The organism is Ruixingdingia sedimenti, assembly GCF_031432425.1.
GTDB lineage: Bacteria > Pseudomonadota > Alphaproteobacteria > Rhodobacterales > Rhodobacteraceae > Ruixingdingia > Ruixingdingia sedimenti.
The window spans coordinates 1-12,008 of sequence record NZ_JAVKPH010000056.1; the positions used below are offsets into that span (position 1 = coordinate 1).

Here is a 12,008-nt window from a genome sequence, read left to right on the forward strand (position 1 = left end):
CCCCGCAGGATCCGACACCGACGACGCATACAGACGCGCGTAGCCATCAGCGTCAAGGTGCGCCGTGGACGTGAATTGCGGCGAGGCGCGGCGGACCGCGGCCAGAGCGTGATCGGACATGGTTCCTCCCGTGATGGCTGCGGCCGGGGGCCGCATCCGCCGCAACCCTCCTCAGAGCCGCGGCCTCCTTCCCATGGCCACTGTAACGCATAGTCAATTTTCATGTAACCACCTTTGTACAATCGTTTTTTCTGAAAATTTCTTGACGCACAACCTGTCAATTCTGAAAATTCCTGTCATGAAGGCGAAAACAAGACGCGGGTTTTCCTGTGTTTTCCTGTCACAGGGCCGTGAACGGAAAAGATCTCCGCCCCGGCCCCGCCAGAGCGGCGACCAACCAGACAGGGCGGTGGCGCGCGCGGCAGGGACAAGATGTTGCGCCGTGATTCGCCTTTGACGCGAATCATTGCGCGGCTGCCGGGGCACTGCCATCACAGGCCCGTTCCGCCGCAGGAGGCCCCGATGACACAGCCGCCAGACCCCGTGGCCCCCGCCGACGACACCGCCCGCGCGCTGGCCCGCAGCCTGCTGGCAGAGGCCCGCCACGCCGCGCTGGCGGTGATCGAGCCCGGCACCGGCGCCCCCTTCGTCAGCCGCATCGCACTGGCGCCGGCCCCGGGCGGGGTGCCGGTGTCGCTGATATCCGGCCTTGCGGTCCATTGCCGGGCGCTGCGCGAAAACCCCGCCTGCGCGCTCTTGCTGGGCGAACCGGGGGACAGGGGCGATCCGCTGACGCATCCGCGGCTCAGCCTGCGCGCCCGGGCGGAATTCGTCGCCCCCGACGCGCCGGGACGGGCGGACCTGCGCGCCCATTACCTCGCCGCGCGGCCCAAGGCCACGCTTTACGCCGATTTCGCCGATTTCAGCTTCGTGCTGTTCCACCCCGTCTCGGCGGTGCTGAACGGCGGTTTCGCCCGCGCCTACGCGCTGCACCCCGCCGACCTGCTGGCATGAGAAGGGGCCGGGCGCATCCCGCGCCCGGCCCCGCCGCCCCCTCCGTCCCGGTGGCGCCGGTCAGACCGGCGCATCCACCCGCAGCGTCACCTGCACCCGGCCCAGCACCGCAACCGGCCAGCGCAGGTTGATCAGCTTGCGCTCCGGCCCCTGTTCGAGCTGCACATAGGGCATGTCGAACCGCGTCGTCGCCCCCGGCGCGGGCGTGGTGATCGAACCTTCGGCCACCACCGCCTGCACATGGCGCGCCCATCCCCCGAAGGGCAGTGCGGCCGACCCGTCCACCGCCCAGGTCGTGGCGGCGGTGTTCTGCTGGTGGCTGACCGTCACCGGGTTGTGCATCGCCGAGGTGATGCCGTTGAAGTTGTTGCCCTGCACCACGATGTTGCGGAACCGGCTGTATTCCAGCACCGCCCAGGTCGTATCCACCTTTTCCACCCGGTCGATCGTGCCGTTCAGCGTGCGGAAGGTGTTGCCCGTGATCGACAGCCCCTGGATGAAATGGCCCGACCCGCAGGGCGTGACGACCAGCCAGGAAAAGGACGGGACGACATCGTTCACGGTGAAGATGTTGCCGGTGATCGTCAGCCCCCCGAACGAGAACTGGCTGACCCAGTTGGGGTCCGGTTCGCGTTCGTTGGTCATCTCGATGAAGCAGTTGTCGACATAGTTGCCGGTGATCAGCGTCTTGATGTTGATCCCGCTCAGCACCACCCCCGCGCGCCGCACGCCCGGGCTTTCGGCGTCGCCGTGGAAGAAGTGGTTGCCGATGAACATATGGCCCGATCCGTGCATCACCGCGAAATGGGCGAAACGCACGCAGCGGTTGTCGCGCAGCTTGACGTCATTGGCGTTGACGTTGAGGCAGACGGTGGTCCGGTCCTGCACCCGGACACCCTGTTCGTTCGACAGGAACTGGCATTCGTCGATCAGCATGCCCTGACAGCCGGTGCCGATCGAGGTGATGGCGCGGTCCTTGGGCTTGTTGAACACGCAGCCATGCACCCGAAAGATGGTGCCCGAGGGCGGCAGCATCACCGTGCTCGCCCGCCCGTCGCCCTGGAACTCGATATCCGTCAGCTCGAACTTGTCGAGTCGGCCGAAGCCGCTGAAATCCAGCAGGTATTTGTAGCGGGTGAAGGTATAGACCCGCGTGCCGGGGGTGAAACCGGGCGGCAGGCTCAGTTCCACCGTGCCGGCGGCGACGTTGACCGCGCGCACATAGGTTTCCCGCGCCACGCCCATGCCGCTGACGCGCGCGCCGACGGGGATGTTGGCGACATTGGCCACGGCGGTCAGCAGATAGGGCTGCGCGGTGGAATAGGTCGCCTCGGACGTGACCACGGTGTCGTCCCAGGCGGCGCTGTTGCGCGCGCCGATCTGGCCGTTGGTGATCAGGCGGCGCTGCGCGAAACTGCCCCCCGTCAACCCCGCCAGCGCCGCCACATCCACCGGGGCGGAAATATCCACCCTGCGGCCGTTGAGGTCGAGCGTCACATGGTCGATGGAATGGAACAGCACCTGCAACGCCTTGCGGAAACCCTGGGTCTCATCCCCGAAGGCCCGGGCATAGGTCGCAAGGTCGTAGTTCTGCAAAAGCGCAAGGCGCGTCGCCTCTTCCATCACCAGCGTGCCCTGGAACCGCACCGGCGAGGCGATGGTGAGGTTCGCGCCGATCCGGTACGTCCCCCCCGACACCAGCACCGTGCGCCCCGCCGCCGCGGCGTCGGCGGCGACGAAGGCGGCATAGTCGTTCGTCACCCCGTCGCCGCGCGCGCCGAAATCGCGCACGTCCACCACGTCGAGCATGTTGCGCAGGAAGACCTCGGTCACGTCCTCGACCTCTATGTCGTCGATGCGCACCACGCCGCCGTTCGCGCCCGTCAGGTCCAGCCCCACATGCGCATAGGCCGGCTCCGTGCCCCAGGCCATCGTCACGCCCGTGCGCGTGCCCGATCCGATGATGGCCTGCACCGTCACCACCTCGCCATAGGCGGTCAGCGCGACGGCGGGGCCGGTCTGCGGCACGGAACCGGCGTTGCCCCCCTGCGCATTGCCCGCCCAGGCGGCGATCCGCACCGAGGGCAGGTTGCCCGACAGCGCCTTGACCCGCGCCGTGACGCGCAGGTACATCCCCGGTTGCACCGGCGTCTGGCCCATGTGGCGCAGCTTCTGGGTGCCCTGCGTCTTGAGCAGTTCCAGACAGCCGCCGAAATCCTGGTCCGCCGCCACGAAGGCCGCGTTCGCCGCGCCCTGATAGCTGGCAGAGCCGGGCGTGCCATCCTCGCTCGACCACAGGCCGAGCCCGGCCGAGAACGGGGGCGGCATCAGCACCAGCCCGTCGGTAATCGCCTTGTTCATCGCGCAAACCCTCGCGTCGTTCCTGTCACGCCCCGCAGGGCGCCCGGCCGATGCGCGCCCCCGGGCCGGGCCGCGCACCGCATCACCGCTTGCTCTCGGGGATATGCCGGACGATCCGCCCTGACGCGACAGGGCTAGCAGGCCGGCGTTAACCACGCATGAACCGGGCGCGCGCAGGTTGCCGCCGTGGCCCCTGTGCGGCCCCTGCGCGGCCCCGTCGCGGTGGTGTCACAAAACCATTACCATCGCGGTGTCAGATGCGCCCGAACGCAACCCCGGGGACCGCATGCCTTACCATTTCACCCTGTCCGACAAGTCCCCGGCCGCCGGCGTGCGCCGCATCGCCGCCGAACAGATCGACAACGCGTTGGCCGACCTGCGCGAGGCCACGCTGCCGCAGGGCCTGCTGGTGCACAGCCTGCGCAAGCGGGTGAAGAAGCTGCGCGGCCTTTTGCGGCTGGTGGAACCGCAGTTCCGTGATTTTTCCAGACAGAACACGGCGTTGCGCGACACCGCCCGGGGCATTTCCGCCCTGCGCGACGCCGAGGTGCGCCGCGCCGCCTTTGCCCGCCTTGTCCCCCTCGCCCCCACCGCCGCACCAGAGGCAACCGCCGCCATATCCGCCGCGCTGGCGGCCGGGGCGCAGCACAGCCCCGACGCCGGCGACGCCGCCCTCGCCGCCTTCCGCGAGGCGCTGCTGGACCTGCGCGCGGGCGTCGGCGACTGGCGCATCCGGGGCGACGGCTTCGACACGCTCGCCCCCGGGCTCGCGCTGACATGGCGGCGGGCGCGCCGCGCGATGAAGGCGGCACGGGCGGAATATGGCGGCGATTTCGACGCCGCGCCCTTCCACGACTGGCGCAAGCGCGCCAAGGCGCATTGGTATCAGGCCCGCCTGCTGACCCCGATCTGGCCCGAGATGATGGCCCCGCATCTGGCCGCCGCCGATGCCCTTGGCGAATTGCTGGGCGATCACAACGACATGGACGTACTCTTGCACCACATCCTGCCGCTCGCCGCCGACTGGCCCGAAACGCAGGCCGCCCTTGCCGCCGCGGGGATGGAAACGCGCCGCGACCTCGCCCGCCGCGCGCTGGTGCTGGGCCGGCGGCTCTTCGCAGGGCCCGAGGACCTGCTGACCGACCGCTGGTCCGTCTGGTGGGAGGTCTGGCGCCAGGACCGGGATTAGCACCGGCCGACATTCAGCCCTGCCGCGTGGGCTGGCGAAAGCCACCGCCTTCGCCACAGTCTGCGGATAGTCGCGGGACCGGCAGGGGGACCAAAGCCCCCGCCCCGCCAGCCCTCAGCCCTGCCGCGCCAGCGCGCCCTCGATCAGCGCCTCGGTTTCCTTCACGCCGTAAAGCGCAATGAACCCGCCGAAGCGCGGCCCCTCGGAGGCACCCAGAAGCACCTCGTAAAGCGCCTTGAACCAGTCGCGCAGGTTCTCGAACCCGTGGTCCCGGCCCACGGCGAAGCACAGGCTTTGCAGCGCCTCGGCATCGTTCGTCCCTTCCCATACGCGCAGGCGGGCCAGCAGATCCTCCATCGCCGCGCGTTCCTGATCGGTCGGCGCGCGGAACTGGCGCTTGGGGGCCACGAAGTCGGTGAAATAGCGCACCGCGAATCCGGCGGCCTTGTCGAGCTGCGGATGCGTCCCGGGGCTCGCCTCGGGCGCGTACCGTTTGATGAAACCCCAAAGCCCCTTGGCGTCCGTCGCCCCGGCCACGCTGGCAAGGTTCAGCAGCATGCCGAAGGGCACCACCATGTCCGACGCGGGTGGGTTGCCGCCATGGATATGCCAGACGGGATTGGCCAGCTGGTTTTCCAGCGTCTGGCCGGGATAGGCGCGCAACTGCTGGTGGTATTCGTCCACCGCCTTGGGGATCACGTCGAAATGCATCCGCTTGGCGGTCTTGGGCTTCTGATACATGAAATAGGACAGGCTTTCCGTGGCCGCATAGGTCAGCCATTCGTCGATGGTCAGCCCGTTGCCCTTGGATTTGCTGATCTTCTGCCCCTGATCGTCGAGGAACAATTCATAGGTGAAATGCTCCGGCTTGCGCCCGCCAAGGATCTCGCAGATGCGGTCGTAGATCGGGGTGTTGGTGCTGTGGTCCTTGCCGTACATCTCGAAATCCACGTCCAGCGCCGCCCACCGGGCGCCGAAATCGGGCTTCCATTGCAGCTTCACCTGCCCGCCCGTCACCGGCAGCGTCCATTCGCGGCCCGTATCGTCGTCGAAGGTGATGGTGCCGTCCTTGGCGTTCACCTCTTTCATCGGCACATAGAGCACACGGCCCGTTTCCGGGTGGATCGGCAGGAAGCACGAATAGCTCTGCTGGCGTTCCTCGCGCAGGCTGGCCAGCATCACCTCCATGATCGCGTCATAGCGTTCGGCGGCGCGCAGAAGCACGGTGTCGAACCGGCCCGACTTGTAGAATTCGGTGGCCGAGTAGAATTCGTATTCGAACCCGAAGGTGTCGAGGAACCGGCGCAGCATCGCGTTATTGTGGTGGCCGAAGCTTTCGTACTGCCCGAACGGATCGGGGACCGAGGTCAGCGGGCGTTGCAGGTTTTCATGCAGCATCGCCTGGTTCGGCACGTTGTCGGGCACCTTGCGCATGCCGTCGAGGTCGTCCGAGAAACAGATCAGCCGCGTCGGAATGTCGCTGATCACCTCGAAGGCGCGGCGGATCATCGTCGTGCGCGCGACCTCGCCGAAGGTGCCGATATGCGGCAGGCCCGAGGGGCCATAGCCGGTCTCGAACAGCACATGGCCCTTTTCCGGCGGCGCCTTCTCGTACCGTTTGAGGATGCGGCGGGCCTCTTCGAAGGGCCAGGCTTTCGATTTCATCGCGGCGTCACGCAAACTGGACATCGGCGCATCCTCATCCGCGCGCAGGCCCCATGCCCGCGCAACCCCCGCGTCCTATTGCCGGGGCGGGCGCAGGTCAATATTCTGCGCCGCAACAGGACAGAAAGGAATGCCAGGTGAGCCCCACCACCCCCTCGCTCAGCCCACAGGATGCGCTGGCGGCGCTGATGATCGCGGTCTCGGCCTCGGATGAGAACATGCGCACCTCGGAACTGCTGGCGATCCAGCAGATCGTGAACTATCTGCCGGTATTCGCGGGCTATGACACCGACCGGCTGCGGCAACTGGCGCAGACGGTGTTCGACCTGTTCGAGGTGGAGGACGGGCTCGATGCCCTCTTCGGCCTGATCCGCGACACGCTGCCCGAACGGCTGAACGAAACCGCCTATGCGCTGGCCTGCGACGTGGCGGCCTCGGACGGCAAGCTGGGGGAAACCGAACTGCGCATGCTGGAGGAAATCCGGCACGAACTGAACATCGACCGCCTGCATGCCGCCGCCATCGAACGCGGCGCGCGGGCACGCCACCTGACGCTCTAGGCGCTGCGTCCGCGGGCCGGGGCCCCCGCGCCCCGGCTTCGCCTCAGCCGTAGACGGCCGCCCACCGCTCTATCAGGCGGCTTTGCAGCACCCGCGCGCGTTGCGTCCATTCCGCGCCGCCCGCGGGCCGTTCCCGTTCTGCCGCCGACAGCCGGTCGCGTCGGGCCACATCGGCGGCGAAGATGGCGAAGGACAGCACCCGGCCCGACGGCATCGTGGCATAGCCCCCCAGCCCCGAGACGAAGTTGAGCGTCCCGGTCTTGGCCGCGACCGTCACCGGCCCGGCCTTCATCGGCCGGCCGCGGTCGTCGCGCAGGGCGAAATCGCGCAGGATCGGGCGCAGTGGCCCGCCCGCGCCCACCTGCGCCAGCACCAGCGACAGATCCGCCGCCGAAATGCGCGAGGCCGCCCCCAGGCCCGAATGGTCCACGAACCGCGGCGCCACGCCATGGCGCGCGCGCAGCCATGCCGACATGCGCGCCCCCGAATCCGCCAGCCCCCCGGCGCCCGATGCCGCCAGCCCCACGACCTCTGCCGTCAGGTTGGTGGAATGGCGCAGCATGTCGCGCAGGATGACCTGCAAGGGCGCGCTGGCGGCTTCGGCCAGAACGGTGCCCTGCACCGCGCCGGCGGCGGTGCGGGGCTCGGGCAGGTCGATCCCCTGCGCGCGGGCCAGCGTCTGGAACACCTCGGCGGCGTAAAGCTCCGGCTGGCGCACGGGCAACCAGCGGCTGCCCCCCTTGCCGAGCGCCGCCGCCGCGACCGTCCAGCTTTCGCGCCGCCCCTCCTGCGCATAGGTGAACAGCGGCGCCTGCCGGTCGACCACGCGCATGCGCGCCATCTGCACCTGCGGCACGAACCGGTCGGCGCGGGCGTCCATGCTGACCTGCCAGCCCTTCTGCGCCCGCTTCCATTCGAAATGCACGCGGTTGAAGTTCAGGTTCAGCCCCGACACCGCCGGATTGTAGCCCACATGGTCGGGCTGGTCGGCGGCGATCGCGGCGATATGCGGCAGGGCGCCGCCATGCACCAGGAACCGCCCCGTGATCCCCCGCACCCCGCGCGCCCGCAGCGCCGCGGCCAGATCGCCCAGGGTGTCGCTGGTCAGCGTCGGATCGCCGCTGCCGGTCAGCACCAGATCCCCCTGCACCCGCCCGCCCGCGACCGGCCCCGTGGCCAGCAGACGGGTGGCGAAGCGATACCCCGCCCCCAGACGGTCGAGCGCGTAGAGCGCCGTCACCGTCTTGGCCACGCTCGCCGGCGGCAACGGCAGGTCGGCGTCGAAGCCTTCCAGCAGCGCGCCGGTATTGCCGTCGCGCACCGCAAAGCCGACCCGCCCGCCAAGCCGTGCCGCGGCGATCAGCGCATCGGCCCCCGCGACCTGCACCTGCGGCGCCCGCACCACGGCGGGCGCGGCCAGCCGCACCGCCCCCGGGCGCGGCATCGGGCGGAGAGATCGCGTGGGCGGCTCGGCCAGCGCGGGGGCGGCCATGGCGGCCGCCAGCCCCGCCAGAACCCCGCGGCGCGTGAAATGGTCAGATGCGCTCATGCCCGCAGCCTAGCCGATGGCGCCGCCGACTCGCAAGCCGCGCGCGTCCCGTCCTGTGCCCCGTCCCGTGCCCGGGCCGCGGCGGGGGGGATGCCCAATTGGCCGCGGTACTTCGCCACCGTGCGCCGCGCGACCGCCAGCCCCTCATCCGCCAGCCGTTCGGCCAGCGCGCCATCGCCCAGGGGCGCCGCCGGATCCTCTGCCGCCACCAGCCGCGCCAGCGCGGCGCGCACCTGCGCGACCGCAACCCCATCCGCCGCCGTCCCGGAAAAGAACGCCGTCACCGGCATCTCGCCGCCCGGTGTGCCGATGCGCAGCCCGGCCAGCGCCCGGCTGACGGTGCTTTCATGCAGCCCCAGATCCTCGGCCAGATCCGCCTGCCGCAGGGGGCGCAGCCGTTCCGCCCCGCCCTCCAGCGCCGCCGCCTGACGCTGCGCGATGGCCGCCACGATCCGCAACAGCGTGGCGTTGCGCCGTTCGACCATGGCCAGCACCCGCGCAGCCTCGCGGCGGGCGCGATCCTCGGCCGGGCCATCGCGCAATGTGGCCAGCGGCAGCGACAGATCGTCCAGCATCACCTGCCAGTCCCCGCCCGCATCCCGCACCACCCGCAGATCGGGCGCCTTGGGGCAGGCCGGGGGCGGCGCGGGCGCGGCGGCGAAATGCGCGCCGGGCTTGGGATCCAGGCGGCGCAGCGCACGGGCGCGGGCGGCGACCTCGGCCTCCGCCACCCCCGCCAGCCGGGCGAGCGTCGCCAGATCCCCCGCCGCCAGCAGGTCGAGCCGGTCGAGCAGCACCGCCATCACCGCGTCCAGTTCGCCCGCCTCCTCGGCCTGCAACCGCAGGCATTCGGCCAGCGACCGGGCGAAAAGCCCCCGCGGCTCGATCCGCTGCAACCGCGCCAGCACCGCCAGCGCCTCGGCCTCGCCCGCCCCCGCCCGCCGCGCGACCTCGGCCACCGGGGCGCCGAGCCAGCCCGAAGGCTCCAGCACGTCGAGGAAATGCAGCGCCAGATCGCGCGCAGGCCCGGGCGGAAACAGCGCCGCGACATGGCGCGACACATGGGCGTAAAGGCTGGGCCCCGCCGCCGCGACCTCCGCCTGCGCGGGCCCCTCCTGCCCGGCGGCGAACCCCGACCCGAACACCGCCCGCCGCGACAGCGCGATCCAGGGGTTCGCTTCGGCCAGCCGCTGCAAATGCTGCGTCAGTTCGGCATTCGTCATGCGCAGCAGGTCGAGTTCCTGCCGCATCGCGGGGCTCAGCGCGATCCGCGCCCTCTGGCGCATCGCCACCCCATTGCCAAGCCGCGCCATCCCCCGCCCCGGTCCTTGCCTCGGGACAGAGCCTAGCAGCGCCGCCGCCCGCGGCAAGCCCCCTCCGCCCGCACCACCGGCGGGCGGTTCAGGACGCCTTCAGCACCCCGCGTTCGATCTGGTCCTGTTCGATCGACTCGAACAGCGCGCGGAAGTTGCCCTCGCCGAAGCCGTCGTCGCCCTTTCTCTGGATGAACTCGAAGAAGATCGGGCCGATGACCGTGCGGGAAAAGATCTGCAACAGGATCCGCGTCTCGCCGCCGTCCACCACGCCCTCGCCGTCGATCAGGATGCCGTGCTTCGCCATCCGCTCCACCGGTTCCTCATGGCCCTTCACCCGGTCGAAGGACATTTCGTAATAGGCCATCGGCGGCTTGGGCATGAAGGTCACGCCGCGCTCGGCGATGGCGTCGACCGAGGTGTAGATATCGTCGGTGCCCACCGCGATGTGCTGGATCCCCTCGCCCTTGTACCGCTTGAGGTATTCCACGATCTGCCCGGTCTCGCCCCGGTCCTCGTTGATCGGGATGCGGATGCGCCCGCAGGGCGAGGTCAGCGCGCGGCTGAAAAGGCCGGTATACTTGCCCTCGATGTCGAAGAACCGGATCTGGCGGAAGTTGAAGAGCCGGCCGTAGAAGTCGAACCACGTATCCATGTTGCCCTTGTGGACGTTGTGGGTCAGGTGGTCGAGATAGTGGAAGCCCACGCCTTCGGGCTTGGGCCGCGCGATGAAGTCGAACCCGTCATAGGGGTTGGCGCCTTCGCCATACCGGTCGGTGAAATAGATCAGCGAGCCGCCGATGCCCGTGATCGCGGGCCAGTCGAACGCCTTGCCGGGGCCGTCACAGGGCGTCGCGCCCATCTTCACGGCATGGTCGAAGGCATGGCGCGCATCGACCACGCGCCAGCCCATCGAGGGCGCGCAGGGCCCGTGTTCCTCGACGAAGCGGCGCGCGTGGCTGCCGGGTTCGTCGTTCAGGACATAGGTGATGTCGCCCTGCTGCCACAGCTCGATCGCCTTCGTCCGGTGGCGCGCGGTCAGGGCATAGCCCATGCGGGTGAATAGCGCGCGGAGCGTGTCGGGCTCTGGATGGGCGAATTCGACGAATTCGAACCCGTCGGTGCCGGCGGGGTTGGCGTCGGAAATGGTGGCGCGCGGGGCGTCGTGCGGGAACGGGCCCATGGTGGTTCTCCCTGTTCGTTGGCTGGACCCAGTATCCCACCGCCGGGGCGGGGGTTGCGCGCAAAGTTGTGCTTGAAATGCCGCTTACCTGCGCGCAATCCTTGTATTCGACACAAATCATGCAGGTTGCACGCATGTTCGACGAAACCGATTCCCGGCTGCTGGCCATCGTCCAGCGCCGGTCCGACATCACCGCGCAGGATCTGGGGGCGGAACTGAACCTGTCGGCCAGCCAGGCCGCCCGCCGCCGCGCCCGGCTGGAGCAAGCGGGCGTGATCCTGGGCTATGGCGCGCGGCTCGACCCGGCGCGGTTGGGGCTGACGGTGCAGGCCTTCGTGCAGGTGCAGATGGCCGCCCACAACGCCGACAACGCGCAGAGCTTTGCGCGCCTCGTGTCCACGCTGCCGGAAATCGTCAGTTGCTGGACCCTGACCGGCGAGGCCGATTACCTGCTGCGCGTCTGGTGCCCCGATCTTCAGGCGCTGAACCGGCTGATCCACCACCGCCTGCTGCCCCACCCCGCCGTCGCCCGGGTGCAAAGCCAGATCGTGATGGACCAGCCCAAGGCGGACGCGGGCCTGCCGGTCTAGGCTTTCCGGCGGCATCGTCTCCCGGGGCTCCGAATACCGCGTTTCTTACGGAACAATTCCGGCATGGGGCGGGAAGGGCATTCCCGGAGGGGGCGGAAATTTCGCCGGTATTGCGGCCGAAGTCACGGCGCAACCGCATGCCGCGCACAAGACTGCAAAGAAAAAGGCAGGGCCGTAGCCCTGCCCTTATTTGGTGCAGTCAAGCTGCTTGTTAACAACTGGCCTGCGGTTTCTGAGCCTTCACTTTCGCATCGAAACACCCGAAGGTCAAGCGGGGCTGGAACCGCGGACCGGCCGCAACCAGGGCGGATCGACATTCCGCCTCGACGCACTGGTTGGCGAAGGCGTGTGCCTTCGCCACCACGATCAGATCGCGCTTCCCCGGCCGGGCGCCCAAAGCCCCCGGCGTCTCCGTCTCTAACGGTACCGCCACGCGACGGGCGGGGGAAACGCGGTGCGCTTCCTGATCCCGCCCGGCCAGACCATGGGCTGAATGTCGATTGGTCCTAGGGCGTGTTGACAAAAGGGATTCACCGGGCGCGGTGATCGTGATTCAAGCTGGTATCTGCAATGGAGACCAGCGT

The 12,008-nt window shown here is 69.3% G+C and carries 9 protein-coding genes; 4 read left to right on the plus strand and 5 right to left on the minus strand.

What is annotated here, in order from left to right; translation table 11 throughout:
• Nucleotides 1-522 precede the first annotated feature (522 nt).
• Entirely contained in the window at nt 523-1,014 is a 492-nt protein-coding gene (locus RGD00_RS21870) for a HugZ family pyridoxamine 5'-phosphate oxidase (protein WP_310459363.1), read from the plus strand.
• A 60-nt stretch (nt 1,015-1,074) separates the two neighbouring features.
• On the opposite strand, the gene RGD00_RS21875 is transcribed toward RGD00_RS21870, so the two are convergent.
• Nucleotides 1,075-3,375: a glycosyl hydrolase family 28-related protein gene (locus RGD00_RS21875; protein WP_310459364.1), complete on the minus strand. Its 2,301-nt coding sequence runs from the start codon at nt 3,373-3,375 to the stop codon at nt 1,075-1,077.
• 286 nt (nt 3,376-3,661) lie between these two features.
• Here RGD00_RS21875 and RGD00_RS21880 point away from each other — a divergent pair, with 286 nt between their 5' ends.
• The gene (locus tag RGD00_RS21880; RefSeq protein ID WP_310459365.1) at nt 3,662-4,564 is read left to right on the plus strand and encodes a CHAD domain-containing protein; all 903 of its coding nucleotides are present in this window, start codon (nt 3,662-3,664) and stop codon (nt 4,562-4,564) included.
• Nucleotides 4,565-4,678: 114 nt separating this feature from the next.
• Here the strand turns inward: RGD00_RS21880 and RGD00_RS21885 are convergent, their stop codons facing one another.
• Complete coding sequence (locus RGD00_RS21885; protein WP_310459366.1) at nt 4,679-6,253, minus strand: lysine--tRNA ligase; 1,575 nt, start codon at nt 6,251-6,253, stop codon at nt 4,679-4,681.
• 113 nt (nt 6,254-6,366) lie between these two features.
• Here RGD00_RS21885 and RGD00_RS21890 point away from each other — a divergent pair, with 113 nt between their 5' ends.
• Nucleotides 6,367-6,789 (plus strand): tellurite resistance TerB family protein, encoded by a 423-nt coding sequence (locus RGD00_RS21890; protein WP_310459367.1) that lies wholly within the window; start codon nt 6,367-6,369, stop codon nt 6,787-6,789.
• 43 nt (nt 6,790-6,832) lie between these two features.
• Here the strand turns inward: RGD00_RS21890 and dacB are convergent, their stop codons facing one another.
• The 3 genes from dacB to hppD all read right to left on the minus strand — a co-directional run bounded on the left by dacB (nt 6,833) and on the right by hppD (nt 10,834).
• Nucleotides 6,833-8,338, minus strand: coding sequence for a D-alanyl-D-alanine carboxypeptidase/D-alanyl-D-alanine endopeptidase (gene dacB, locus RGD00_RS21895; RefSeq protein ID WP_310459368.1), 1,506 nt, complete (start codon nt 8,336-8,338; stop codon nt 6,833-6,835).
• Nucleotides 8,335-9,651, minus strand: a complete 1,317-nt coding sequence (locus tag RGD00_RS21900) for an RNA polymerase factor sigma-54 (protein WP_310459369.1) — start codon at nt 9,649-9,651, stop codon at nt 8,335-8,337. Before RGD00_RS21900 ends, dacB begins: the two co-directional genes overlap by 4 nt.
• Before the next feature lie 88 nt (nt 9,652-9,739).
• The gene (gene hppD, locus RGD00_RS21905) at nt 9,740-10,834 is read right to left on the minus strand and encodes a 4-hydroxyphenylpyruvate dioxygenase (protein WP_310459370.1); all 1,095 of its coding nucleotides are present in this window, start codon (nt 10,832-10,834) and stop codon (nt 9,740-9,742) included.
• 134 nt (nt 10,835-10,968) lie between these two features.
• Between hppD and RGD00_RS21910 the strand changes: the two genes are divergently transcribed.
• Complete coding sequence (locus RGD00_RS21910) at nt 10,969-11,424, plus strand: Lrp/AsnC family transcriptional regulator (protein ID WP_310459371.1); 456 nt, start codon at nt 10,969-10,971, stop codon at nt 11,422-11,424.
• Nucleotides 11,425-12,008 lie beyond the last annotated feature (584 nt).

Bases quoted from the DNA above. Each gene is read 5' to 3' on its own strand.
- RGD00_RS21900 (WP_310459369.1), bottom strand. From the start codon at position 9,651: ATGGCGCGGCTTGGCAATGGGGTGGCGATGCGCCAGAGGGCGCGGATC.
- RGD00_RS21870 (WP_310459363.1), top strand. From the start codon at position 523: ATGACACAGCCGCCAGACCCCGTGGCCCCCGCCGACGACACCGCCCGC.
- RGD00_RS21885 (WP_310459366.1), bottom strand. From the start codon at position 6,253: ATGTCCAGTTTGCGTGACGCCGCGATGAAATCGAAAGCCTGGCCCTTC.
- dacB (WP_310459368.1), bottom strand. From the start codon at position 8,338: ATGAGCGCATCTGACCATTTCACGCGCCGCGGGGTTCTGGCGGGGCTG.
- RGD00_RS21875 (WP_310459364.1), bottom strand. From the start codon at position 3,375: ATGAACAAGGCGATTACCGACGGGCTGGTGCTGATGCCGCCCCCGTTC.
- RGD00_RS21910 (WP_310459371.1), top strand. From the start codon at position 10,969: ATGTTCGACGAAACCGATTCCCGGCTGCTGGCCATCGTCCAGCGCCGG.
- hppD (WP_310459370.1), bottom strand. From the start codon at position 10,834: ATGGGCCCGTTCCCGCACGACGCCCCGCGCGCCACCATTTCCGACGCC.
- RGD00_RS21880 (WP_310459365.1), top strand. From the start codon at position 3,662: ATGCCTTACCATTTCACCCTGTCCGACAAGTCCCCGGCCGCCGGCGTG.